This is a genomic window from Corallococcus sp. AB011P (assembly GCF_003611605.1).
GTDB lineage: Bacteria > Myxococcota > Myxococcia > Myxococcales > Myxococcaceae > Corallococcus > Corallococcus coralloides.
Window position 1 is genome coordinate 51,798 of the sequence record NZ_RAVX01000022.1, and the last position, 24,171, is coordinate 75,968.

A 24,171-nucleotide genomic window follows, 5' to 3' on the forward strand; every position below is an offset into this window, starting at 1 on the left:
CCGATTCCCCCTGCGCATGCGCCCGTCTCCCGAAGTGCGTGGGCGCAGGATAGCCGCTTGCTGACTCAGCGGTTCGGGGCGGGCACCAGCACCGTGATGGTCTCCTGCCGCGCATCCAGGAGCACGTCCGTGGTGGGCTCGTCCGGCCTCAGCCTGACGGACATGGCGATGGGCGTGAAGGGCAGCCCCTCCACGTCGGCGCCACCCTCCGCGTCGAGGTTTCCGTAGAACGAAGAGGGATACGGCCCTGTGCACGAGCGGTCATCGCACTCGCGCCGGCCAATGAAGGCGCGGGCACCCACCAAGGGGGCAAGGGTCGCTGCGTCCAAGAGGATGAAGCGTATTTTCCGGCTTCGACGCAGCACCAGGGTTCCCAGGTCGATGTCCTTGCCAGGGCTCACGACGAAGTCCCGCTCCAGCGCGAAGAAGCCCTTCGCCCTCACGGTGAGCTGCCCGGGGCCATCCCTCAGCAGGGGCAACGCGAGGGCACCGTCAGGCGCAGGCTCCCGGCGGCCCCCTACCCAGACCTGGCTGGACACGGGCATGCCGTCTTCGTTCACGACCTGCCCGCGCAACCGGGGACGCTCCTGCAGGACCAGTTGGACGTCTTCCGCTCCCGTCCTGACCACCAGCGCGGCCGGCCCGGGTGTTCCGCCCCGGGAGCGAGAGGGAACGAAGGCATGGCCCTCCTTCCAGGCGACGATTTGATGGGCCGGGTCCACCAGGTGCTCGAGGACGAAGTGGCCACCCGGCCCGGAGAGAACACCCGGCTCGTCATCGGCGTCACAGCGCAGGGAACGGGTCCGCCACTCGGGAGCATCTTCCAGGGAGAGACAGGCCTGGACCCGGACGCCGGCCAAGGGCTGTCCGTCGGTGTCGACCGTCAGCCCCTTCACCGTGCGACCTTCCTCGAAGCGAAGCGACACGGTCACCTGTGAGTGCGCATCCAGATCGATGGCCTCGGTCACGGAGCGCTCGATGCCAGGGGTCGGGAGCCGGGCCTCCAGGACGTGGTGTCCTGCCTTCAGGCCCGCGGCGGAGAAGGTGCCTTCGCTGTCCACCTGGAGGGAGCGGGGGTCTTTGTCTCCACCCAGGGCCGTGGGGTCCCAGAGCAAGACCTCCGCGTGGGGCAGGGGCGCTCCCTTCGCATCCACGACCTTCCCGGACACGGATGCGCCTCGGCTGAGGACCACGCGGACTCCCGTCGATGGGACCTCCACGGGTTGCTCCATGGAAGAGAAGCCCTCGGAGTCGATGAAGAGGTGGCCCGCGCCTTCTTTCGGGGTGTCCAGGATGAAGTGGCCGGCGTCATCCGACAGGGCCGCTGTTTCTTCGATGAAGGCACGTTCCCGGGTGCCCACAGGGCCATTGGCGAGTCTCAACCGGATGCCTGGGAGCGGAGTGCCTTCGGTGTCGACGACCCATCCTTCGACCGAAACCGTTTGCTGGAGCGTGAAGTCCCACGGTCCCGCATGAGGCGTGCGGAGGTCGATCTCCTCTGTCCGGTCGCTGTATCGAGCATGCCGCAACTGGAGGTTCATGGTGGTCTGGCGCAGCGGCCCCAGTTTGTAATGGCCCGCTGCATCGGACATCGCATCGGGAGAGGGGGCGGCTTCCAGCGGAAGGTTTCTTCCCTGCAGGAGCACACCCTCCAGGGGCCTGCCCCGCTCATCCCTGACCGTGCCCTCCATGAAGGTCACGGGCTCCATCCGGATCACGACCTGCGCGGGAGCCTTCGCCGGGGCGTCGCCGATGGCGGTCTCATTCCAGGCCCAGACCCAGACGGTGTACGGAGCCCCGACGACGTCCTCGAAAACGAAGCGTCCCTGCGCATCGCTTCGGGTGGACCAGGCGTCGTCCGAGACGCCCGTGAAGTATGCCTGGACGGTGATGCCGCTCGCGGGCCGTCCCTCCGGAGTGAGCACCAGTCCCTCGATCCGGGCCTGCTTCTGCAACGCCAGGGTGACGTCTACGTCGGTATCGAACCAGACGCCCTCACGGAAGGCGGTCGTCCGCCACCCCTGCGCGCTTCCGACCTGAAGGTATCGGCCTGGAGGTATGGGCCCGATGCGGAAGCGTCCCTGGGCATTCGTGAGCGTGTCGAAGAAGCGGGACTGCGCATCCTGGACCGCCGTCACCCGCGCACCGGGAATGGGAGCCCGCGTGTCTTCATCCATCACCGTGCCGGAGAGGAAGATGCCCGCCTCCAGCGTCAGCGCCACGTCCGTGCTTCCCGCTGAGACCTCCGGCTTCATCGCCGTGCCCAGGTCTCCCAGGGCCCAGAGGGTGAAGACTCCGGCGGGCAGTCCATCCAGGATGAAGGTGCCATCGTCCGCCGTCACCGTCTGCGCGAACACGGGGGCTTCACCCTCGCGAGCTTCCACGAGCCGCGCGAGCTCGAATCCCCGTTCATGAAAGCAGCACTTCGTCAGCCACGTCTTCCCGGCACAGGAACGCTCGCGGGACGGAGGTTCCGACGGGCAGGCGCGTTGCGAAAGGGAATCCGCGTCCACGCGAGAAGCGGACACGCGCGCGCCCGCGACAGGGCCCCGTGCATCGCGCACCACGCCCGTGATGCGCGCGCTTCCAGTGGATGGGGTGGAGGAGGGTCCCGCGCGGAAGCCGGCGAAGAATCCGCCGGAGGGATGGGTGGCGCCACGAGACTCGCGAGCTGGAGCACCCCCATGCCCACGCAGGAAGAAGGCCAGGAGCAGCAGGCCGGCAACGACCACGACCGTGAATCCGGCGACCCGATGCCCCCTGCGCATGCGCTGCATCTCCTGAAGTGCGTAGGCGCAGGATAGCCGCCTGACTGGCTCAGCGGTTCGAGATGGGCATCAGCACCGTGACGGTCTCCTGGGTCGCATCCAGGACCCCGTCCGTTTCTCCCTGCTCCGGCCCTCCGTACATGGTGACGGTGAAGGTGGCGGACTCGAAGGGCACCCCCTCCACCTCCGCGCTTCCTTCCGCGTCGAGGATCCCGAAATAGAATGAACTTCCGCGGACGCCAGGCCGAGGCGCGTCTGCGTTCGTGTTGATGGCGACCCTGAGGCCTGCCAGCGGCGCGCGTGTCACTTCACTCAAGACGATGAAACGCACCGTGCGGCTTCGGGTCATCCACAGCGTGCCCAGGTCGATGTCCGTTCCAGGGCTCACGGCGAACTTCCGCTGAAGCTCGAAGAAGCCCTTCGCGCTCACCAGGAGCGTCCCGGGGCCATCGTCTGGCAGTGGGAGATCGAACGTCCCGTCTGGAGCCTGCACCCAGGCGCTGCGTTCGAAGACCTTGCAGGGCAGCGGTGTCCCGTCATCGCTCACGACCTGTCCTCGCAGGCGGGGCCTTCGCTCCAGGGCCAACCGGACGTCTCCCTGTCCCATCGTGACGAGCAGGGCGGTGTTGTCAGGCGTTCCTCCCTGAGAGCGCGAGGGCGCGAAGGCATGGCCTTCCTTCCAGGCGATGAGCTGGTAGGCCGGGGCGGTCAGGTGCTTGAAGACGAAGCGGCCATCCGGTCCGGAGAGGACGCCGCGCTCTCCCGTGACGGAGCAGTCGGGGGCGTGGGCCTGCCACGCGGGCACGTCCTCCAGAAGGAGGCAGGCCTGGACGCGCACGCCGGACATCGGCTGTCCATCGCCGCTGACCGTCATCCCCTGCAGCGTGCGTCCCTCCTCGAAACGCACGGACACGGTGGCCTGCATTCCCGCCTCCAGGTCCACGGCCTGTGACGCGGTGTGCTCGATGCCGGGCGTCCGCAGCCGGGCCTCCAGGACGTAGTGCCCTGCCTCCAGTCCTCCCAGCGAGAAGGCGCCTCGTGGGTCCACGGTAGTGCGATGGGGATCTCCGCTCAGCGGTTCGGTGTTCCAGAGCCGGACGTCCACGTTGCTCAGGGGATGTCCTGTCGCATCCATCACCGTGCCGGACACGGAAGCGCCCCGGTTCATCACCACCCGGGTGCCTGTCGACGGGACCTCCACGGGGAGCTTCACGGCGAGGAACCCCGGGGCCGTGACGGACAGATTTCCTGGGCCTTCATGCGTGCTGTCCACGGTGAAGTGGCCTGACTCGTCCGACGTGTCGGTCTGGTCGTCGACGGCGGCCAGGTCCCAGATGCGCTCCGGAAGTTCGCGCGTCATGGTGATCCGCACCTGGGCGCCCGCGAGCGGCACGCCTTCCGTGTCGACCACCTGGCCTTCAACGGACGGAACCCGCGTGAGCGTGAAGTCCCAGGGTCCCGCATGGGGAGCTCCCAGGGTGATCCTCTCCAGCCGGTCGGCGTAATGCGCTAGCAGCAATCGGAGGTCGACCCTGCGATCCAGCAATGGACCCAGACGGTAGTGGCCTGCCGCATCCGTCAGCACCTCTGGAACAGGTTGCCCCCCCAGTTGGTGGCCCTTCACGCGCAGGCGCACGCCCGCGAGCGGCCTTCGCTGCTCATCCCTCACGGTCCCCTCCATGAACCCGGTGGGCTCCATCCGGAGGACCACCTTCTCGGGAGGCGTCCCCAAGGCCTGTCCATAGGCGGTCTCATCCCCGGTCCGGGTCCAGAGCTCGTGCTGAAGGGCGGGGACGTCCTCGAAGGCGAACCGGCCCTGGCCATCGCTCCGGGTGGTCGCGGTTTCGCCCGCTCCCTCGGAGAGCGTCAGATGGACGTCCAGGCCGCTCGCGGGAAGGCCCTCGGGCGTCAGCACCACGCCCTCGAGCCGGTGCTTCCGTTGGAGCACGAGCGTCACGTCCACGTCGGCATCGAGCCAGACGTCCTCGCGGAAGGCCTGGGTCTGGCACCCCTGCGCGCTCGCGACCCGCAGGTAGCGGCCCGGGGGCAGGGGCCCGACGCGGAAGCGTCCCCGGGCGTCCGCGAGCGCATCGAAGAAGCGGGACCCGGCTTCGTGGATCAGCGTCACCCGCGCGCCGGGAATGGGAGCCCGCGTGAGCTCCTCGACCACTCCGCCGGAGAGGAAGACGCCGTCCTCCAGCGTCAGCGTCACGCTGTCCCTGCCGGCCGGGATGTCCGGCTGCACGGCCGCGCCCGTGTCGCCCAGCGCCCAGAGGGTGAATGCGCCGGAGGACAGGCCCTCGAGCACGAACGTCCCGTCTTCCGCCGTCACCGTCTGGGCGAGCACGGGCGCTTCACCCTCGCGAGCCTCCACCAGGCGCGCGTATTCCAACTCCATGTCCTGGAAGCAGCAGTCCCCCTGCCGCATCCGCTGTGGGGAGTGTTCATGGCGCGGGGGCGTCGGCGGACAGGGGCGCTCCGACAGCGTGTCCGCATCCACGCGGGACGCGGACACCTGCACGCCCGCGACGGGACCGCGCGCATCGCGCACGACGCCGGTGATGCGCAGCGAGCCTTCCGCGGGCATGGCCAGCGGCTGCGTGAAGCGCGTTCCCGAATGGCCAGGACGTGCATCGCGGAGGCGTCCGTTCGAGGAAGGGGCGGGACCTGTCGGCTCCCGGAAGGACACCACGGCCACGCCCAGTCCGAGGACGAGCACGGCGGCCCACCACCACGTCTTCCCAGCGCGCATGCACGGCCAGGATAGCAGCGGGCGTCAGGGCGTGGCGAAGCCCACCGCGTGCGCCTCCAGGCCCTCGGGGGACGGCTCCTGCCGGAAGGCGACCCAGGCCTCGCGCTGGGAGTGGCGCGGCACGTACGCCAGCACGAACTCCGCCTCCTCCTTCGGTTCGCGGTCGCCTCGCAGCGATACTCGCACGTGGACTTCCTCCGCCGCCGAGTCGCCGTGGTTCGTCACCGTGACGGGCACCCGCCACTCCTTCTCGTTCGCGGCGGCCACCGGCGCGCCCACCTGCACGGTCAGGTCCGGCGGGCCGCTGCCCGTCGTCCACGCGTCCACCGCCAGGTAGCCCATGACCAGCGCCACGAGCACGCAGCTCGCGATGAAGACGACGCCCTCCAGCCAGTTCCAGTTCGTCTTCATGATTGGATGAGCAATCTCCCCGCGGAAGCTCCCAGCGTCGACGCCAGCGCCAGCACCACCACCTGTGCCACGCAGACGCTCAGGCCGTTGCCGGTGAAGCGGCCGAAGAACCACAGCACCAGCGCGCTCGACAGCAGCGCGATGGCGTAGGTGACGAACGTGCCCGCGAGCACGTCCCGGCGCAGACGGCGGCGCGTGAAGCGGTGCGCGCGGGTGAAGTCGCTCTGGAAGAGGATGAGCCCGCCCAGCAGCAGCGACAGCGCGGCGAGCCCCAGCAGGCACCAGGGCCGCGCCTCCACGGCGATCATCACGATCTCCTCCGTGGGCGCCACGTTGGCCGCGAACAGCACCGCGCCGCAGAACGCGATGACCAGCTGGCCGGGGACGTGGTCCGAGGACTCCAGCCGCTTCTTGTCCTCTTCTTCGTTCTCCTCGCGGTGCTGGCCGCCCAGTTGCGCGGTGCCCACCGACACGCCGATGGCCACCGTGCCGGCCTCCACCACCACCATGCCCACCGCTTCTTGAAGGGATGTTCCCTGGCCGATGCGGCCGATGAGCACGAGCACGGCCGTGGACACGAGCAGCCCCAGCCCCAGTTCCTCCAGCGAGTCGGTGAAGACGTCGGCCCAGTACACGTCCCGGCGGAAGCCGCCGTAGCGGTTGTATCCGAGCAGCAGCACGTAGGTGGCCACGAGGTAGCCCAGCACGCTGCCCGGATGGGACGTGAAGCCCGCCCACCACACCTCCATCGTGTAGAGCAGCGGCAGGCTGAAGAGCAGGCCGCCCGCGATGCCCCGGCCGTATTCGCGCAGGGAGTCCGACACCGGTCGGCGGCGCTGGGGCGCGTTGGCTGAAGGACTGTCGGCCATCTCAGACCAGAGTCTAGGTTCGCTTCCTGGAGAGGGAAGTGTCCCGCGCATGGCACCGGACAATCCCCGCCGCCCGGGGACGAGCCTTCTCCCGCCACGGCTATAGTCGCCGCTGCCCATGACCGAGCGTCCAGCCCAATACATCCTCACGCTGTCGTGCCCGGATCAGCGCGGCATCGTCCACGCCGTCTCCGGCTGGCTCGCCGAGCACGGCTGCAACATCCTCGACAGCGCCCAGTACGGCGACCCGCAGACGCGGCTGTTCTTCATGCGCGTGCACTTCGCGGATGAAGAGGGGAAGGCGCAGCCCGCGGCGCTGCGCGAGGCCTTCGGTGCGCTCGCGGGGCGCTTCTCCATGGAGTGGCACCTGCACGACGCGGCGGAGAAGCCCCGCGTGCTGCTGATGGTCTCGAAGATCGGCCACTGCCTGAACGACCTGCTGTATCGCTACCGCAGCGGCATCCTGCCGGTGGAGATCCCGGCCATCGTGTCCAACCACCGGGACTTCTACCAACTGGCCGCGTCCCACGACATTCCGTTCCACCACCTGCCGGTGACGCCGGAGAACAAGGAACGGCAGGAGGCGCGCCTGCTGGAGTTGGTGCGCGAGCAGCGCGTGGACCTGGTGGTGCTCGCCCGGTACATGCAGATCCTCTCCTCGGAGACGTGCGATGCGCTGCGCGGGCGGCTCATCAACATCCACCACTCGTTCCTGCCCAGCTTCAAGGGGGCTCGGCCGTACCAGCAGGCCTACGACCGGGGCGTGAAGCTGATTGGCGCGACGGCCCACTTCGTCACGGGCGACCTGGACGAGGGACCCATCATCGAACAGGACGTGGAGCGCGTGGACCACACGCTGTCGCCCGAGGCGCTGACAGCGATGGGGCGCGACGTGGAGAGCGTGGTGCTGGGCCGCGCGGTGACGTGGTTCGTGCAGCACCGCATCCTGCTCAACGGCCACAAGACCGTCGTGTTCCGCTGAGCTAGCCGGCGGGGCACGCGGCGCCCGCGCCGAGCACGTCCGCGTCGTGGTGCACCTGCACCGCGCCGGACGATTCCAGGTGGCGCACGAACAGCGAGCCGAAGACCTCCGCGTTGCCGCTCAGGTTGAGCTGGGCCTGGGGCGCGTAGAGGTTGCCCGCGAGCGTGCTGCCCGCGGAGATGTCCAGCGCCTGCGAGCCCGCCACGTAGACGCGCACCCGCGAGGGCAGGGCGGCGGAACCCAGCGTGAGGTTGCCGGACACGATGAAGCCCCCCGCGAGGAAGAGGTCCAGTTCACCGGGAGGCTGCACGTCCACGGTGAGCGCTTCCATCAGGTCCACGCCGCCGGGGATGAACAGCGCGGTGCGGCCCCGGATGCGCAGCGTGGCGTGGCCCGGCCCCGCGATGCGCGTCAGCAGGAAGCGGCCACAGGGCAGCTCCAGCACGCGCTCGCCGGTGACGTCCGTCAGCGTCGCCGGGTCCAGGCCGATGGCCGCGTTGTCGTTGTCCACGGTGTGGTGGGCGATGAGCGCGGCCGGGTCGAAGCGGGAACCCTCGTCGCAGTCACAGGGGATGACCACGGGCACGGGCTCACGGCGCAGCTCCGAGGCCTGGGCAGGGCCCGGGGAGAACTCCGGAGGCACGGTGAGCACGCCGCCCACGGTGAGCGCGGCGAGTCCCACGTCCCCGTTCACCCGCGCGTCACCGGCCACGGTGGCGGAGGTGCCAGGGCCGGAGAGGGGGCCGTTGCTGTCCAGGCCGCCGCCCACCGTGAGCGGGCTGCTGAGCTGGACGCCGCCCACCTGGAGCGAGCCGCCCACCGTGACGCGGTCGTTCGCGGACAGGACTCCATTCACGCCCACGTCACCGCCCGTGCCTCCGGGAGCGTAGGGCCCCGCGGAGCTTCGGAACGCATCCACGGTGAAGGGGGCGCTGAGGGACAGTCCCTCGCAGGAACACGCCGCGCGGCGGAACAGCGTCCGCGCCAACTGGCCGCTGCACACCCGCGGCCCCGAGGCCGGACTCCCCAACAGGAGCGGAGGTCCGCTGTCCACGCAGTGCTCCGCCCATTCATCCGGAACGTCGGTCCCCGCGTCGGGCGAGCGCAGCGTGGCCACCGGATCATCCACCGTGCACCCGGCACCCAGCAGAGCGGTCCAGGCCATGAACGACGCGACGCGGAGCCTCATGGGACTGTCACCTTGCGCCATGCGAGGAAGGCGCCTGCTCCCCGACCGGCGCGGCTCTCCAAACCTGTCCGACTGTCGGACAGGTTTCTGCTGCTCGGGCGGAGCGGTAGCCCCTCGACCCCAGCGGGTGACGAGGCAGGTCCGCTGGAAAACCTCAAGGGGCGCGCGTCGGCGCAGGGGGCCCGTTGGGACTGGCAAAACCTGTCCGACAGTCGGACAGGTTCGTGCTCAGCGCCGCCGACAGGGAGGTCCTGCGGTGTTCTCACCTTCTCATCCATGGGGACGGATTTCGTGTCCGAGGGATTGGGAGAAAGGCCGTGCCTCGACGTGCGGTGCTCCACGACAGGCCACGCCAACCTCATCGCGGTGACAACTCCCGGAGCCGAGCACGCGACGCCGCGCTCAGTGGCGAGTCCGGATGCAGCGAGAGGAACTCACCCAGCGCCCGGGCCTCCGCCGCCGTGTCGCCCAGGGCGCGGTGGGCCTCCGCCACGCCGTGGCGCGCCTCTGGATCCAACATGCCACCGGGTTGCAGCCGCACCGCGTCCTGGTACTGGCGCAGGGCGCCTCGCGAGTCACCCAGGTGCTCCAGCCGCAGCGACCCCGAGGCCACACGCGCGACGTACGCGGCCAGCGACGACGGCTCCGCGCGGATGACGCGCAGGTACAGCCCCTCCGCGTCCTTCCACTTCCCCGCCGAACGGAGCGCGTTGGCCTGCCGCAGCAGGTCCTCCGGCTTCGACGACTCCTTCACGGTGATGCTCGGACGCAGCGGCCGGGGATGCTCGATGACGAAGGGCTCGGGCGGCGCGGGCGGGGGCAGGGGCACCGGCTCCAGCGTGGCCACCTGCGTCGGCTCCGGCACGGCCGGCGTCAGCACCTGCACGTGCGGCTGCGCGGGCCGCGCGTAGCGCCACACTGCGGCGGCCGCGGCCCCGGTGAAGACGAGCGCCGCGCCCGCCATCAACCACACGGGAGGCCGCCTGCGTCTTCGCGGAGGCTCCGGCGCCTGCTGGAGCGCCGCGTCCAATGCCGCCTGGACCAGCGCGCTCGAACGCTGCCGGGACAGCCGCCGCGCGGGCCCACTGCCGTTGTCCAGGGGGCGCAGCAGGTCGTCCAGCGGCTCACCGTCACCGTCGTCGGGGGGGCGGGGGCTCATGACGACTCCCCCTCGGGTGCCTCGCCATCCGAGGCCAGCGCGCGCAGGGCGGTGCGTCCCAGGCGCAGCCGGCTGCGCACGGTCTCGAAGGGGACGCCCAGCTCTGTCGAAATCTCCTGCACGCTCAATTCCAGGACGTGGTGCAGCACCAGCGCGTGCCGCTGCTCCGTCGATAACCTGTCCAGTAACGTCACCAGGTGACGGCGGTGCAGATATTCGTCCGCCGGCGCTTCGTCGGACGGCACCGCCAACAACTCCACCGGGTCCCCACTGTAGCGGGCCTCGCGTCCGCGTGAACGCTTGAGCCACGCGAACGTGGTGCGCACCACCACCCGGTCCACCCAGCCGTGGAAACGCCCGTCGCCGCGATAGGTGGGCAGGCCCCGCACCAGCGCGATGAGCGACTCCTGGGCGATGTCCTCCACGTCCGAGTCTCCCCGCACCAGGTAGCGCACCAGGTTGCGCACGCGCGGCAGCAGCTCCAGGAGCAGGGACTCGGTCGCGTCGCGCTGTCCCCGCATGGCCGCCATCAGCCGGGCGTCCTGGCCACGGGGCGCGACGGTCGCATGTGAGCCCGAGCTCCTCATGCCCGACAAGGAGAAGGGACGCCGCCAGTTCGGGTCATCGGTGCTCACGGAAAAATCACCATCCCCACTCCCAGTCGGGGACGCACGGACGCACCGTCCTCCCGGAGCACGAAGTCGCCGTCCACCGAGTAGCCCAGCCGCGGCCGTCCCAGGAGCACCTCTCCCGACAGCGCCGCCTCCAGCGCGAGCGCCGGCCCCAACCGCCACGCCACGCGCACCGCCGGCCCCACGACAAAGGCCGCCACCCTGCGCGAGGGCGCCGGCTCCACCTCCGCGGCCCGGGCCTCCGTGCGCCGCCAGAAGCCCGCGACCCCCGCCCCCAGGCCCACCGTGCCCTCCCACGCGCCCGCCTTCACGAAGGGCACGTCCGCCCACGCCAGCGCGGAGCCCTGCGTGAGGCGGATGTCCGCGTATGCGTCCCGAAGGTGCACCGGCAGCGCCGCCAGCACCTGCGCGCGAAGGCGCAGCACCCGGCCCGCCCACCCCGCGCCCACGGACAGACCCTGCTGTCCCCAGGAGTGATACCCGTCCAGCGCCGCGTGCACGCCCACCTGGACGAAGGCCCCGTCCACTGGAGCCACCGGAGCCTCGACCACCGGATCCGGCGCGGCGGGGAGGGGAGGAGGCGCCGCCACCACCGGAGGCGGCGGAGGGGGCGCGACCACTTCACCCAGCGGTTCACCCGCGTCCACAGCGCGCAGTGCCGAGCGCACCGCCAACGCCAGGGCCTCCGCGCCCACGGACCACGTCAGCGTCTCCGGCGCACCCTCCACCCGCGCGCTCCGCACGAACAGGTGGCCCGTGCGCGGAGCCGCTACCGACACCCGCAGCTCCGCCCCAGCTCGCGTGAACCACAACACCGCGCGAGCGTCCTTCCGTGAAGCCAGCCGCTCCGCCTCACGCCACGTGCCGCCAGGGCTCGCATCCATGGACGGACCTGCTTCCGCTTCCAGGACCACCGGCAGGTCGCTGCTCTGCCCGCGCACCCGCTCCAGCAGTGCGCGGTCCTCGGCGGTGGTCACGCGCACCACCGCCCGCCAGGGCTCGGCCGCCGACGCGGGGCTCCACAGGCCCAGCACCAGGGCCAGCACCACCACGCGCTGCCTCGCCACGGCCTCCAACACGGACATGCAGTAAAACCTACCTTCCAGGGAATTCTTCTGGAAGTCCCGCCCTGTGTGGATTGCCTGTCACGCTCCGGTGGGGACGGCGGGAGGGCGGAGGCCATGCGCGCCCGTCCTCCCGGACCCGCCGGATGGGCAGGCGCGCGTCGGTGGATGTCTGTGATTGGCGAAGTGGCGGGCGCTGGAGGCGTGGAGTCCTCCTTCCCGCCCGGGCCAGAAGCGGTAGTGTCGCGCTCCATGAACCGCCTCCGGGAACTGCGCTCGGTCCTGAACCTCACCGTCCTCGTGGCGGGGCTCGGCTACTTCGTGGACCTCTTCGACATCACGCTCTTCGGCGTGGTGCGCGTCGCGTCGCTGAAGGACCTGGGCATCACGGACCCTTCCGACATCTTCCAGAAGGGGCTCTTCATCTACAACGCGCAGATGGCCGGGATGATGGTGGGCGGCCTCTTCTGGGGCCTGCTCGGGGACAAGCGGGGACGGCTGTCCGTGATGTTCGGCTCCATCCTCCTGTACTCGGTGGCGAACCTGCTCAACCCCTTCGTCTGGGACGTGAACAGCTACGCCGCCTGCCGCTTCCTCGGAGGCCTGGGCCTGGCGGGCGAGCTGGGCGCGGCCATCACGCTGGTCGCGGAGTCCCTGCCCAAGGAGAAGCGCGGCCTGGGCACCACCGTCGTCGCCACGCTGGGCATGCTGGGCATCGTCGTCGCGGCGCTCGTCGCGCAGTACCTGCACTGGAAGGCTGCCTATGTGACGGGCGGCGTGCTGGGCCTGCTGCTCCTCTTCGCGCGCTTCAAGGTGTCCGAGTCCGCCCTCTTCACCCAGAAGGCGGGCCCCGAGAGGGGCAACCCGCTCCTGCTCCTCACGGGCGGCCGCTTCACGAAGTACCTGGGCTGCATCCTCGTGGGCGTGCCCATCTACTTCACCACCGGCATCCTCTTCGTCTTCGCCCCGGAGCTGACGGCGGGCCTCCACGTGCAGGGCACGGTGACGGCCGGCAACGCCATCCTCTTCGGCAGCGTGGGCCTGACGCTGGGGGACCTGTCGTCCGGCTTGCTGAGCCAGTGGCTCCAGAGCCGCAAGCGCGCCGTGGGCTTCAGCCTGTGCGCCTGGTTCGCGCTGGTGCTCGTGTACGGGCTCATGCCGGGCCTCACCCCGACGCTCATCTACGCGCTGACCTTCCTCATTGGCCTGAGCGTGGGCTACTGGGCGGTGCTCATCACCATGGCTGCCGAGCAGTTCGGCACCAACATCCGCGCCACCGTGGCCACGTCCGTGCCCAACTTCGTGCGTGGCTCCGCGGTGATTGCCGCCACTGCCTTCGGCCAGCTCAAGGGCTCCCTGGGCGTGGCGCACGCGGCGCTCGCCGTGGGCGCGGTGTGCTTCGTCCTGGCGCTCGTCGCACTGGCCCGGCTGGCGGAGACCTTCCACCGCGACCTGGACTACGTGGAGTCCACGAGCGGCGCGAACGCGGACGCCCCCACCGGCTCCGGCGCCTGAGCCCTCAGGCGGGCGGCGGCACCCGCAGCCGCCACGCCAGCACGCGGCCGTCCAGCCCCAGCACGAACACCAGCGGGCCGCGCACCACCGGCCGCGTGCGCAACGGCGTGTCCGCCCGCACCGTGAACGCGGGCGTCCAGCCCGGCGCCTTGAGCGCCACCAGGCGCCCCTCGTGGCCGGACGTGGGCACCAGCAGCAGGTCCTCCAGCCCCACCTGCACCCGGCCCACCAGCGGCGAGGGCAGCGCCACCCGCGCCACCTCCCGGCCCTCCGAGGTGGACAGCCCCACCAGCGACGACGGGCCCGCGCCCACCCACAGCGCGCCCAGCGCCCGCGCGGGCGGCCCCGTCACCCCGTCCGCGAAGCGCTGCTCCCAGCGCGTGCTCCCGTCATTCACCGACAGCGCCAGCACCCGGCCCGGCCGCGTGGCCACGAACACCGTGTCGCGCTCCGAATCCAGCCCCACCACGTCCGTCACCGGCCGCGACCAGCGCGGCTCACCACTTCGCGCGTCCAGCGCCCACAGCCCGGAGCCGAGCGGCACCACCAGCACGTCCGCCACCCGCACCGGCGCCGCCCGGAGCCCCGGGGCCACGGATACCCGTGGCTCCAAGGATTCGACCGGCGCGGGGGCCTTGGGCGCCGGCCGCTTCCAGCGCTCCTGCCCGGAGTCCACCGCCAGGGCGCGCACCGCACCGTCGGGTGCCACCAGGTAGACGGTGTGTCCCGCGTCGTCCACCACGGGCGGTGTCAGCACGGGCGGCTCGCCTCCCAGGCGCCAGCGCTCCTTGCCGTCCTCGAGCGACAGGCAGGCCACCTCGCCCACCACGGTCCCCACGACGACGCTCTCGCCGGCCAGGGCGGGGGGCACCGCCACCTCGCGGCCCAGTCGGGTGGTCCACACCGGCCGGCCCTCGCGGTCCAGGCGCACCACCGCGCCCGCTTCGTTGCCCAGGAGCACCCCGTCCGGAAGGGCCGTGAGCCCCGTCCGCGAGGACGCATCGCTGGAGTACTGGAAGGCCGGCTCCACCGGCGCCCGCTGGCACGCCATGACGGCCAGCGTCAACATCAGGCAGGTCAGCAGGGGCAGGCGTGGACAGGCGCGGGACGGCATGGTTTGGGGGAGGATGACGCAAGCGAGGAACTTCGACCATGCCCACGATTCGTGACGACGAAACCCCCAACGCCACCGGCATCCCTTCATCCGCCCGGCGTACGGACATCACCCCGCCCCCCATGCTGGCGGTGACGGAGGAGCTGCTCCACGCGCTCCCCAAGACGGACCTGCACTGCCACCTGGACGGGTCCATGCGGCTGAAGACCATCCTGGAGCTGGCCGAGCAGCAGAAGATCAAGCTCATGGCCGACACCGAGGACGGCCTGGCCAAGGCCATCCACATGGGCCAGGTGTGCAAGAGCCTGGAGGAGTACCTCGTCGCGTTCGACGTGACGCTCTCCGTCCTGCAGACGGCCGAGTCCCTCTACCGCGCCGCCTACGAACTGGCCGTGGACGCCGCCGCGGAGAACGTGCGCTGGCTGGAGGTGCGCTACTCGCCCGCGCTGCACCTGCAGAAGGGCCTGAAGATGACCACCGTCATCGACTCCGTGCTGGAGGGCCTGCGCGCCGCCAAGAAGGAGACGGGCATCAAGTGCGCCGTCATCGTCTGCGGCATCCGCCACATCAACCCGCAGACGTCCATGCGCCTGGCGGAGCTGTCCGTGGCGTACAAGAACCGCGGCGTCGTGGGCTTCGACCTGGCGGGCGCGGAGGCCAGCTTCCCCGCGAAGGACCACCTGGACGCCTTCCGCCTCATCCTCAAGAACAACGTCAACTGCACCGCCCACGCCGGTGAGGCCTTCGGCCCGGAGTCCATCTCCCAGGCCATCCACTCGCTGGGTGCGCACCGCATCGGCCACGGCACCCGGCTGCGCGAGGACGGCGACCTGCTCAACTACGTCAACGACCACCGCATCCCCATGGAGGTCTGCCCGTCCTCCAACGTCCAGACGGGCGCGGTGTCCTCGCTGGAGTCCCACCCGCTCAAGTTCTATTTCGACTACGGCCTGCGGGTGACCATCAACACGGACAACCGCCTCATCACCGACACCACCGTGACGAAGGAGCTGTGGCTGGCCCACCGCGAGCTGGGCCTGTCGCTGGAGGACCTCACCACCATCATCGTGTCCGGCTTCAAGAGCTCCTTCCTGCCGTTCCGGGAGAAGCAGGACATGCTGCGGCAGGTGAACCAGGAGATCGCCACCACGCTCGCCGCCTTCGAGAAGCGCCCCGTCGCGGCCATGCGCCAGCCGGCCTGAGCCCCCCGCCATGGACGAAACCCACGACATTCCCCCCGCGCCGGACTTCAACCCCTCGCGCGCGAAGGCCGCCCAGGACCTGTCCGTCCCCGCCATCCTGATGATGGTGATGGCGGGCCTCACCTTCCTGTACTCGCTGGTGAGCATGGTGACGCCGACGAGCTCGGATCAGCTGGAGAGCTTCTTCAACAGCCCGGACATGCCCCAGCAGTGGAAGGACGCCGTCACGTGGATGCTGTCGCCCATGGGACGCATCGTGACCACCGCTCCCGGGCTGGTGCTCAACGGGCTGGTGGGCTTCGGCGGCTGGAAGATGAAGAACCTGCAGAGCTACGGCTGGTCCATGACGGCCGCCATCCTCTGCTGCATCCCGTGCTGCGGCCCGTGCTCCTGCCTGTCGCTCGTGCCGGGCATCTGGTCGCTCATCCTGCTCAACCGGGCGGACGTGAAGGCAGCGTTCCGCTGAAGCGAAAAGCAAAAGCGGGCGCCCCGGGAGTGATTCCGGGAGCGCCCGCTGCTTGAAGCCACCTGGCGCGACGGTCAGGTGACCTTCATCCCCTTGGGGATGACGACGACGCCGCCGGACGTGACGTGGAAGCGGCGCTTGTCCTCCACCGGGTCGTAGCCAATGGTCATCCCGGGCGGAATCTCCACGTTCTTGTCGATGATGGCCCGCTTGATGCGGCACCTGCGGCCGATGGTGACGTTCTCGAAGAGGATGGAGTCCTCCACCTCCGAATACGAGTTCACCCGCACCTTCGGCGACAGCACGGAGCGGTGCACCTGGCCGCCGGAGATGATGCAGCCCTCCGCCACCAGCGAGTCCGTGGCGGAGCCCACGCGCCGGTTCTCCTTGTCCGCGAAGACGAACTTCGCCGGCGGGTAGTTGTTGGGCTGCGTGTGGATGGGCCAGCGGTCGTTGTACAGGTTGAAGGTCGGGTCCACCTCCACCAGGTCCATGTTGGACTGGTAGTACACGTCGATGTTGCCCACGTCCCGCCAGTAGCCGCGCTCCTTGTCCTCCTGGCCGGCCACCGTGTTCTGCGCGAAGTCGTACACGTACACGGGCTCGTGCTTGTAGAGCTCGCTGATGATGGACTTGCCGAAGTCGTGCGCGCTCTTCTCGTCCGCCGCGTCGCGCACCACCTGCTTCACCAGCGTGTCCGTGGTGAAGAGGTAGTTGCCCATGGACGCCAGGCACATCTTCGGGTTGCCCGGCATGGGCGGCGGGTCCTTGGGCTTCTCCAGGAACTGGAGCATGCGCCCGTCCGGCCCCACGTCGATGATGCCGAACTCGCGACCCTGTTCGATGGGGACGGGAATCGCCGCCACCGTGCACGCCGCCTTCCGCTCGATGTGGAAGTCCAGCATCTTGCGGACGTCCATCCGGTACACGTGGTCCGCGCCGAAGACGAAGATGTGGTCCGGCTCCTCGTCCGTGATGATGTTGAGGTTCTGGTAGATGGCGTCCGCGCTGCCCTTGTACCAGTCCACGCCGGTGCGCATCTGCGCGGGCACCGCCTCCACGTAGTGACCCAGGAACGCCGTCATGCGCCACGCGCGCGACAGGTGGTTGTTGAGCGAGTCGCTCTTGTACTGGGTCAGCACCTTCATCCGGTACACGCCGGAGTTGGCGAAGTTCGACAGGACGAAGTCGATGATGCGGTAGCGCCCACCGAACGGAACCGCGGGCTTCGCGCGCTCTCGGGTCAGGGGCTCCAGGCGCGTGCCCGCGCCTCCCGCAAGAATCATGGCCAGCAGCTTTGACATAGGTACCGGCCACGTTAGCCCCCGGCCGCTGGCCCACAATGGCCGTGCGGCCCGTGCAAGCTTTTCCGTTGAGTGCCCAACCGGGAGGGGAGGATGGGAGGAAAACGACCTCTCGGTTTCGCGGCATGTAGGAGGAGGGGCGCAACCCCGTACGTCCTCTTGGCTTGCGTGGCTTCCCCGGACCTTGCGTGCTAGCGTGGCCAGGCGATGTCTGGCGACCAAACGCGAGTCACCAAGATCTCCAGCCTCACCCCGGGACCCGAGCGCGGCACCGAGTGCTGCCTCGTGCAGATCCACGGCCCTGAGCTGGGCAAGAAGTACGTGCTGGAAGAGACCGAGTTCACCATCGGTCGCGACCAGCACAACCACATCGTGGTGGACCTGGACAACGTGTCCCGCCGCCACGCGCGCATCTGGGGGCGGCAGGGGAAGATGTTCGTGGAGGACCTCCAGTCCACCAACGGCACCTACCTCAACGACCGGGAAGTGCTCCAGGCGCAGCCGTTGCGCAGCGGGGACCTGGTGAAGGTGGGAGGCTCCATCTTCAAGTTCCTCGACGGCGACAACATCGAGACCCAGTACCACGAGACCATCTACACGCTGACCATCGCGGACGGTCTCACCGGCATCAACAACAAGCGCTACTTCGTGGAGTACCTGGAGCGGGAGATGGGCCGCTCGCACCGGTACCAGCGCACGCTCTCGTTGATGATGTTCGACATCGACCACTTCAAGCAGATCAACGACGTGCACGGCCACCTGGCCGGTGACTACGTGCTGCGTGAAATGGCCCAGTCCATCAAGCGGCTGGTGCGCCGCGAGCAGTGCTTCGCGCGCTACGGCGGCGAGGAGTTCGCCATCGTCATGCCGGAGGACGGGCCGGACAAGGCGCGCCTGTTCGCGGAGAAGATCCGCAAGCTGGTGGAGGACAAGCGCTTCGTCTTCGAGGACAAGGACATCCCCGTCACCATCTCCATTGGCGTGGCGGAAGTGGCCTCGGAGATGTCGGAGCCGTCCCAGTTCATCAAGGTGGCGGACGCGAACCTCTACAAGGCCAAGAAGACCGGCCGCAACCGCGTGGTGGGCTGAAGGCCATGGCGGACGAAGCCAGCGGCCCGTCCTTCCTGGCCCGGCTCGTCCTCGTCCTGTTGGGCGTGGCCTTCCTGGGCGCAGCGTGGGTGTGGCACCAGAAGGACAAGGACCCGAACGCCGCCCGGCTCGTGGAGCGCGTGAGCGGCGGCCGGGTGCACGGCGGCGCGGCGAACCCGTAAGGGCCCGCCGCGCGGACTCCCTGAAACGTCAGGTGCCTTCGCGCGACTCGGCCAGCCGGCCGCGGGTGCCGGGCAGGCTTCCGGGCGGCATCTTCCCGTAGATGTACTGGACGGTGTCGAGCAGCGTCTCGTGGACGTCGCGCGCCTTGAAGCCCAGCTCGCGCTCGGCCTTGGCGGGCTCCAGGTAGAAGAAGTGCTCGCCAATCTCGACCTCCTGCGGGTCGAGCTTGGACACGGTGCCGCGCAGCTTCGCGAACTGCTCCAGCAGCTTGCCGCCCCAGATGTTCACCTCGCGCGGCAGCTTCACGCGCGGCGCGGGCACACCGGTGAGGCGCTGGAGCCGGTCGAAGAAGTCCGGCATGGCCATGTTCACGCCCATCAGGTGGCGGCCGTACACCTCGCCCCGGGTGAGCGCCTGCACGAAGGCGTCCGCCGCGTCGCGCGCGTCCACGAAGGAGATGCCGCCGCCGGGCATGGCCGGAATCTCCCGGTTGAGGAACTTCACCACCGTCCAGGTGGAGGACAGGCGGTCATCCCCGGGCCCCATCAGCAGGCTGGGGTTGAGCACCACCAGCGGGACGGAGTGCTTGCGGCAGTACTCCAGCGCCAGCTTCTCTTCGTAGATTTTCGACAGGTAGTAGGGCCAGTTGGCGACGGTGGTGATGGGGTAGTCGTCGTCCTCCGTGCCCACGTGGTCCTCCTTCGACACCGCGATGGTGCCGGAGGTGGAGCCCAGGATGACGCGCTTGATGCCCGCTTCACGCACGTCACGCAGGAGCTCGCGCGTGCAGTCCACGTGCAGCTCGTACATCCGCCGCGCGTCCTTGCTCTGGAAGGAGACGAGCCCCGCCAGGTGGTAGACGGCGTCCACGCCCTCCAGCGCGCGGCGCACGGCGTCCCGGTCCTTGAGGTCGCCCTGTTGCACTTCGGTCTTCGCGAACGCGGGGCCTGACGGCTTCGAGCGCGCGATGAGGCGCACGTCGTGGCCCGCCTCCACCAGCCTGGGCACCAGGTGCGTGCCCAGGAATCCCGTGCCTCCGGTGACGAGCAGCTTCACGCGTCCTTCCCTTCCGGCAGGGCCCGGGCGGGCGGGGTGAAGTCCCGGTCCGCGCCCACCTGCTCCAGGTCCAGCACCTTGCCCGCCCTCAGCGAGCGCACCGCTTCCTCCGCGATGTGCGTCACGTAGCGGTAGCCCTCCGAGCGCGCCATGCCCTGCGCCCGGGCCTTCAGCGACGCGTACTCCAGCGCCGGGCCCACGTGCACCTCCAGCTCCTTCGTCTTCGGGAACATGGAGCCCTTGGGCAGCGCTTCATACGCGCCGTGGATGTACAGCGGCAGCACGTCCACTCCGTAGGTGAGCGACAGGTAGCCCAGCGTCGGCTTGAACTCCATCAGCTCGCCCGTCTTGGAGCGCGTGCCCTCCGGGAAGATGAGGACGTTGAAGCCCTGCCGGAGCGCCTCGCCCGCCACGCGCAGCGACTCACGCAGGGAGCCCTGCCGGTCGATGGGGATGAGGTTGGTGAAGTTCTCGAACCACGCGCGCTTGAGCGGCGTGTCGAAGAAGTAGTCGCGCGCGGCCAGCGACACCAGCCGCTCGCCCTGGCCGCCCAGCACCACGCGCACCAGGCCCGCGTCCAGGTGGCTGGCGTGGTTGGCGATGACGAGGAAGTTGCGGTTCTGCGGGATGAACGTCTTGCCCGTCACCTTCACGTCGAAGACGCCGCCGTAGAGCACCTTCTGCCCGAAGGACAGGAGCTGCCGGCCCAGCGCGGACACCGACTCCGGCACCGGAATCTCCGCCTCCTCCTCGCGCTCGGCTTCCTTCTTGATGTCGCGCGCGCGCGTCTCCTGCGAAGGCCGGCGTCCGGAGGCCACCACCAGCTTGCGCAGGTCCTCCACTGTCTGCACCTGCGTCAGGTCTTCAATGGCGGGCAGCGGCACGCCCGCGCCCTCCAGCGCCACGGACATCTCCGTGAGCATCAGCGAGTCGAAGCCCAGGTCGCCAATGAGCTGCGAGTCCGCCCGCACGTCCGACGCCGGGCGGTGGCATACCTCCGCGATGAGCGGGAAGAGCCAGTCCGACACGCCGCCCGTGGTGGGCGCCGCCTGCGCCTTCTCCTTCACGCGGCCCGCGCTGGCCGCCACGCGGTCCAGCCGCTGCAGCTCCTCCACCACGCGCTTGCGCTTCACCTTGCGCGTGGACGTGCGCGGCAGCTCGCCGTCCCAGAAGCGAAGCACCTTCACGCGCCGGTAGAAGGGCATGCCCGCGCTCACCTTGCGGAAGTGCTCCTCCAGCTCGTGGCGGACCTCTTCCCGCGGGCGGTCCTTGAAGTCCGGCACGCACAGGCACGCCACCTTCTCGCCGCCGGCTTCGTCCGGCAGGCCGACGATGGACAGCTCCTTGATGTGCTCGTGCTCCTGGTACAGCTCCTCCAGCTCGTCCGGGTAGACGTTCTTGCCGTTGGCGTCGACGATGACGTCCTTGGCGCGGCCCATGAGGTACAGGCGGCCCTCGTCGTCCATGCGGCCCAGGTCGCCGGTGTGCAGCCAGCCTTCCTTCACCACGGCTTCGGTGGCCTCGCGGTCTCCGAAGTAACCCGCCATCACGTTCGGGCCCTTGGCCAGCACCTCGCCAATGCCGTCGTTGTCCGGGTTGAGGATCTTGAACTCGATGCCCGGCAGCGCCTTGCCCACCGTGCCCTTGATGCGCTTGTTGGTGGCTTCGGACACCGCCAGCACCGGCGCGGCCTCCGTGAGGCCGTAGCCCTCGCGCATGGTGAAGCCCAGCTCGTGGAAGGCCTGGTGCACTTCTTCCGAAAGCGCGGAGCCGCCGGACACCAGGACCTTCACGCGACCGCCAAACTTGCGGTGCACCGGCCAGAACAGCAGCTTGCCCAGGTTGAGCGAGCTGCGGTTGCGCAGCTCCCCGTTGGCCGCCATCAGCGCCTTGAGCGCCTGCTCCACCAGCGGCGGGCGCGCGGCCATCTCCTGCGTAATCTTGCGGTGCAACAGCTGCCAGAGCGCGGGCACGCCAATCATCGCCGTCACGCGGCCCGTCTCGAAGACGTCGCCCAGCCGGTCCGACGTGAGCTCGTCGATGTACGTGATCTCCGCGCCGCGCATGAACGGCGTGAGGAAGCCGGCGGAGAATTCAAAGGTGTGGTGCAGGGGCAGCACGGACAGCACGCCGTCGCCCACGCCCACGTCGAACGCGCCCGCGAGCTTCGCCACCAGCGCCGCGAAGTTGCGGTGCGTGAGCATCACGCCCTTGGGCGTGCCGGTGGTGCCGGAGGTGAAGATGACGCTCGCCACGTCGTCCGCGGCGGCGGACTTCCTCACCGGGCCAATGCGGTCCGGGAACGCCGGGTCGCCGGTCATGGCCTCCGCGAGGCTCGCCACGCCCACGCCCTCACCCAGCGCGGTGAGGAGGCCGGGGAAGTCCTCCGCGGTCTGCTCGGACACGAGGCACTGCTTCGCCGCCGCGCGCTTCGCGATGTTGACCACCTCCGCTTCGGTGAGCGAGGGGTCCACCGGCACGGCGGTGCCGCCGGCGCGCAGGATGCCGAAGTAGCTGATGGCCCACTCCGGCCGGTTCTCCGACACCAGCAGCACCCGGTCCCCGCGCTTGATGCCCTGGGCCATCAGGTAGCTGCCCACGCGGGCCGCGTAGCGGTGCACCTCGCCGAAGGTGAAGCGCTCCTCTTTCTCCCCCGCGGCCATGCGGAACGCCACCCGGTGGCGGTACGCGTGCACGGTGGCTTCGAAGAGCTCCAGCAGGTCGCGGTGCGCGGGGATGGCGGTGCGCTTCTCGCGCTCCTCGTCCAGGCCCGGGAACACCCACTTCTCCAGGCCGGGCAGGTGCGTGCCCAGGAAGTACTCGCGCCAGTCGATGCGGTCGGGCGCCCAGTCAATCCGCGCGCGGTCCGCCGGCACCATGCGCTCGTAGACGGAGCGCGTGTTGTCGCAGCGGAAGACGTAGCGGTTCTCCCAGAGGAAGGGGAGGAACAGGTCGATGAGGCCGGTGAGGCTGCCCGCCTGGGACTCCACTTCGTCCAGCGCGAGGCGGGCCTTGTCCATCATCGCCTGCACGCGCGGCGCGCCCCACGCGGGCCGCACGTCTTCCATGGCCTTCTTCAGCAGCTTCGCGCCCTTCGCCAGCATGGGCGCGCTGAGCAGCTGGAACTCCTGCTTGCTCACGGGCTGCGGCTCGATGCGCGAGCGCAGCGAGTTGACCAGCGAGTTGCCCGTCTCGCGGTTGCGGTAGAAGCGGCGGCGGTACAGGCCCACCAGCTCCACGGAGCGGCTGGCGAGGAACGGGTTCACGTCACCGGACGCCAGGTTGTAGACGCGGCGCTCCTCCACCTGCATCGCGTGCGCGGTGATGCCCAGCGTGGCGCCCGCCACCTGGTCCACCGGGATGATGTCCAGGATGGCGTGGTCCCCCGCGGGGATGCCGCGCTGGCCCTTGATGCCCGCGTACGCCAGCGGCGCGGACGTGGTGAAGCCCTCGTTCCAGCCGGGGAAGGGGAAGTGCGCCGCGCTCTCCACGATGGAGGGCCGCACGATGGAGTAGCGAAGCCCCGGCGTACCGGCCATCACCTGTTCGCCCAGGTGCTTGGCATACGTGTACGTGTTGGGCCAGCCCCAGTGCTGCGCGCGCTCCATGCCCGCGCGGACCAGCTCGCCGGACAGCCACAGCTTGCGCTCGCGGCCCACGGCCAGGCGCAGGGTCTTCTCGTCGGTGGCGTCGCGGCCCTCTTCCTCCAGGCGGTCCAGCGCCTTCTGCCGGAAGATGGAGGTGAGCGCCTTGTCATCCGCCTGGTCGCGCAGGCGGGCCACGGTCTTCTCCGCGTCCGCCAGCTCCTGCTCCAGGCTGAAGTCGCGCCCGTCCATCTCCCCCTGCTTGGGGAAGTAGCCCAGCACCGGCTCGTCCTCGAAGACGAGCCCGCTGCGGTTGCCCGCGACGAACGCGGTGGACATGTGGATGAGCGGCACGCTCCAGCGCAGCGCCAGCGCCACCGCGTTCTTCACGCCGTGGGTGTTGACGTTGAGGCCCACCTCCAACGACGGGTTGAAGGAGACCAGGCCCGCGCAGTTGACGATGGCGTGCACCTGCCCGGTGAGCGCGGCGACCTGCTCCTCCTCCAGGCCCACGAAGGGGTCGGTGATGTCGCCATCCAGGATGGTGCACTTCTTCTGGATGAACGCCATGGCGCCTTCGTCGCCCAGGCGGTCGCGCAGCGGCTGGAAGGGCTCGCTGGGCGCCACCTTGTCGAAGAAGCGGCGCTCCGCGGACGCGGCGCTGCCCTTGCGCACGATGACGTAGACCCGGTCCAGCACGTCGCCGTAGTGGGCCAGCAGCATCGACAGCGTCACCTTGCCCACGAAGCCGGTGGTGCCGACGAAGACGATGCGCTTGCCGGTGAAGACCTCGGTGACGTTCAGCTCGGAGGGCGTGGCCATGTCCGTGTGC

General features: G+C 69.7%; 18 protein-coding genes. 6 read left to right on the forward strand and 12 right to left on the reverse strand.

Translation table 11 applies throughout. The features are described from left to right. Positions 1–65 precede the first annotated feature (65 nt). From D7X30_RS34860 to D7X30_RS34875, 4 genes are all read right to left on the reverse strand, one after another. The gene (locus D7X30_RS34860; protein ID WP_233591978.1) at positions 66–2,384 is read right to left on the reverse strand and encodes a carboxypeptidase-like regulatory domain-containing protein; all 2,319 of its coding nucleotides are present in this window, start codon (positions 2,382–2,384) and stop codon (positions 66–68) included. Between the two features lie 433 nt (positions 2,385–2,817). Continuing rightward, entirely contained in the window at positions 2,818–5,487 is a 2,670-nt protein-coding gene (locus D7X30_RS34865; protein ID WP_233591979.1) for a carboxypeptidase-like regulatory domain-containing protein, read from the reverse strand. A gap of 57 nt (positions 5,488–5,544) precedes the next feature. Beyond that, positions 5,545–5,931, reverse strand: a complete 387-nt coding sequence (locus D7X30_RS34870) for a CARDB domain-containing protein (RefSeq protein ID WP_120567292.1) — start codon at positions 5,929–5,931, stop codon at positions 5,545–5,547. Continuing rightward, positions 5,928–6,800, reverse strand: a complete 873-nt coding sequence (locus tag D7X30_RS34875) for a TIGR02587 family membrane protein (RefSeq protein ID WP_120567293.1) — start codon at positions 6,798–6,800, stop codon at positions 5,928–5,930. Before D7X30_RS34875 ends, D7X30_RS34870 begins: the two co-directional genes overlap by 4 nt. Before the next feature lie 118 nt (positions 6,801–6,918). Here D7X30_RS34875 and purU point away from each other — a divergent pair, with 118 nt between their 5' ends. After that, a complete protein-coding gene (purU, locus tag D7X30_RS34880; protein WP_120567294.1) occupies positions 6,919–7,782 on the forward strand; it encodes a formyltetrahydrofolate deformylase in 864 nt (287 codons plus the stop codon). 1 nt (position 7,783) lies between these two features. On the opposite strand, the gene D7X30_RS34885 is transcribed toward purU, so the two are convergent. The 4 genes from D7X30_RS34885 to D7X30_RS43720 form a co-directional block, all read right to left on the reverse strand. Then, positions 7,784–8,971: a hypothetical protein gene (locus D7X30_RS34885; protein WP_120567359.1), complete on the reverse strand. Its 1,188-nt coding sequence runs from the start codon at positions 8,969–8,971 to the stop codon at positions 7,784–7,786. A 358-nt stretch (positions 8,972–9,329) separates the two neighbouring features. Beyond that, positions 9,330–10,130 carry a tol-pal system YbgF family protein gene (locus tag D7X30_RS34890; RefSeq protein WP_120567295.1) on the reverse strand — a complete coding sequence of 267 codons (801 nt, stop codon included), beginning with the start codon at positions 10,128–10,130 and terminating at the stop codon, positions 9,330–9,332. Beyond that, positions 10,127–10,660 carry an RNA polymerase sigma factor gene (locus D7X30_RS34895; RefSeq protein ID WP_120567360.1) on the reverse strand — a complete coding sequence of 178 codons (534 nt, stop codon included), beginning with the start codon at positions 10,658–10,660 and terminating at the stop codon, positions 10,127–10,129. Before D7X30_RS34895 ends, D7X30_RS34890 begins: the two co-directional genes overlap by 4 nt. Before the next feature lie 101 nt (positions 10,661–10,761). After that, on the reverse strand, positions 10,762–11,847 hold the full coding sequence (locus D7X30_RS43720) for a hypothetical protein (protein WP_120567296.1): 1,086 nt from the start codon (positions 11,845–11,847) through the stop codon (positions 10,762–10,764). Positions 11,848–12,078: 231 nt separating this feature from the next. On the opposite strand from D7X30_RS43720, the gene D7X30_RS34905 reads away from it, so the two are divergent. Next, positions 12,079–13,341 (forward strand): MFS transporter, encoded by a 1,263-nt coding sequence (locus D7X30_RS34905; RefSeq protein ID WP_120567361.1) that lies wholly within the window; start codon positions 12,079–12,081, stop codon positions 13,339–13,341. 4 nt (positions 13,342–13,345) lie between these two features. Here D7X30_RS34905 and D7X30_RS34910 read toward each other — a convergent pair whose 3' ends face one another. Next, positions 13,346–14,410, reverse strand: coding sequence for a PQQ-binding-like beta-propeller repeat protein (locus tag D7X30_RS34910; protein WP_233591980.1), 1,065 nt, complete (start codon positions 14,408–14,410; stop codon positions 13,346–13,348). A gap of 83 nt (positions 14,411–14,493) precedes the next feature. On the opposite strand from D7X30_RS34910, the gene add reads away from it, so the two are divergent. Together add and D7X30_RS34920 are read left to right on the forward strand one after the other, a co-directional pair. Then, positions 14,494–15,657, forward strand: a complete 1,164-nt coding sequence (gene add / locus D7X30_RS34915; protein WP_120567298.1) for an adenosine deaminase — start codon at positions 14,494–14,496, stop codon at positions 15,655–15,657. A gap of 10 nt (positions 15,658–15,667) precedes the next feature. Beyond that, the gene (locus tag D7X30_RS34920; protein ID WP_120567299.1) at positions 15,668–16,123 is read left to right on the forward strand and encodes a hypothetical protein; all 456 of its coding nucleotides are present in this window, start codon (positions 15,668–15,670) and stop codon (positions 16,121–16,123) included. A 74-nt stretch (positions 16,124–16,197) separates the two neighbouring features. Here D7X30_RS34920 and glgC read toward each other — a convergent pair whose 3' ends face one another. Beyond that, a complete protein-coding gene (gene glgC / locus D7X30_RS34925; protein WP_120567300.1) occupies positions 16,198–17,427 on the reverse strand; it encodes a glucose-1-phosphate adenylyltransferase in 1,230 nt (409 codons plus the stop codon). 207 nt (positions 17,428–17,634) lie between these two features. Between glgC and D7X30_RS34930 the strand changes: the two genes are divergently transcribed. Together D7X30_RS34930 and D7X30_RS34935 are read left to right on the forward strand one after the other, a co-directional pair. Further along, a complete protein-coding gene (locus D7X30_RS34930; RefSeq protein WP_120567301.1) occupies positions 17,635–18,516 on the forward strand; it encodes a GGDEF domain-containing protein in 882 nt (293 codons plus the stop codon). 5 nt (positions 18,517–18,521) lie between these two features. After that, positions 18,522–18,698 (forward strand): hypothetical protein, encoded by a 177-nt coding sequence (locus D7X30_RS34935; RefSeq protein WP_233591981.1) that lies wholly within the window; start codon positions 18,522–18,524, stop codon positions 18,696–18,698. Positions 18,699–18,726: 28 nt separating this feature from the next. Here D7X30_RS34935 and D7X30_RS34940 read toward each other — a convergent pair whose 3' ends face one another. Both D7X30_RS34940 and D7X30_RS34945 read right to left on the reverse strand, forming a co-directional pair. Then, positions 18,727–19,755 carry an NAD-dependent epimerase/dehydratase family protein gene (locus D7X30_RS34940; protein ID WP_120567302.1) on the reverse strand — a complete coding sequence of 343 codons (1,029 nt, stop codon included), beginning with the start codon at positions 19,753–19,755 and terminating at the stop codon, positions 18,727–18,729. After that, a complete protein-coding gene (locus D7X30_RS34945; RefSeq protein WP_120567303.1) occupies positions 19,752–24,161 on the reverse strand; it encodes an AMP-binding protein in 4,410 nt (1,469 codons plus the stop codon). The genes D7X30_RS34940 and D7X30_RS34945 overlap by 4 nt, the downstream gene beginning before the upstream one ends. Positions 24,162–24,171 lie beyond the last annotated feature (10 nt).

What these genes read in the sequence shown, in the direction of transcription:
- D7X30_RS34875 (WP_120567293.1), bottom strand. Translation starts at nt 6,800, where the DNA reads ATGGCCGACAGTCCTTCAGCCAACGCGCCCCAGCGCCGCCGACCGGTG.
- D7X30_RS34895 (WP_120567360.1), bottom strand. Translation starts at nt 10,660, where the DNA reads ATGGCGGCCATGCGGGGACAGCGCGACGCGACCGAGTCCCTGCTCCTG.
- glgC (WP_120567300.1), bottom strand. Translation starts at nt 17,427, where the DNA reads ATGTCAAAGCTGCTGGCCATGATTCTTGCGGGAGGCGCGGGCACGCGC.
- D7X30_RS34905 (WP_120567361.1), top strand. Translation starts at nt 12,079, where the DNA reads ATGAACCGCCTCCGGGAACTGCGCTCGGTCCTGAACCTCACCGTCCTC.
- D7X30_RS34930 (WP_120567301.1), top strand. Translation starts at nt 17,635, where the DNA reads ATGTCTGGCGACCAAACGCGAGTCACCAAGATCTCCAGCCTCACCCCG.
- D7X30_RS34870 (WP_120567292.1), bottom strand. Translation starts at nt 5,931, where the DNA reads ATGAAGACGAACTGGAACTGGCTGGAGGGCGTCGTCTTCATCGCGAGC.
- purU (WP_120567294.1), top strand. Translation starts at nt 6,919, where the DNA reads ATGACCGAGCGTCCAGCCCAATACATCCTCACGCTGTCGTGCCCGGAT.
- D7X30_RS34935 (WP_233591981.1), top strand. Translation starts at nt 18,522, where the DNA reads ATGGCGGACGAAGCCAGCGGCCCGTCCTTCCTGGCCCGGCTCGTCCTC.
- D7X30_RS34945 (WP_120567303.1), bottom strand. Translation starts at nt 24,161, where the DNA reads ATGGCCACGCCCTCCGAGCTGAACGTCACCGAGGTCTTCACCGGCAAG.
- D7X30_RS43720 (WP_120567296.1), bottom strand. Translation starts at nt 11,847, where the DNA reads ATGTCCGTGTTGGAGGCCGTGGCGAGGCAGCGCGTGGTGGTGCTGGCC.
- D7X30_RS34890 (WP_120567295.1), bottom strand. Translation starts at nt 10,130, where the DNA reads ATGAGCCCCCGCCCCCCCGACGACGGTGACGGTGAGCCGCTGGACGAC.
- D7X30_RS34920 (WP_120567299.1), top strand. Translation starts at nt 15,668, where the DNA reads ATGGACGAAACCCACGACATTCCCCCCGCGCCGGACTTCAACCCCTCG.
- add (WP_120567298.1), top strand. Translation starts at nt 14,494, where the DNA reads ATGCCCACGATTCGTGACGACGAAACCCCCAACGCCACCGGCATCCCT.
- D7X30_RS34910 (WP_233591980.1), bottom strand. Translation starts at nt 14,410, where the DNA reads ATGTTGACGCTGGCCGTCATGGCGTGCCAGCGGGCGCCGGTGGAGCCG.
- D7X30_RS34885 (WP_120567359.1), bottom strand. Translation starts at nt 8,971, where the DNA reads ATGAGGCTCCGCGTCGCGTCGTTCATGGCCTGGACCGCTCTGCTGGGT.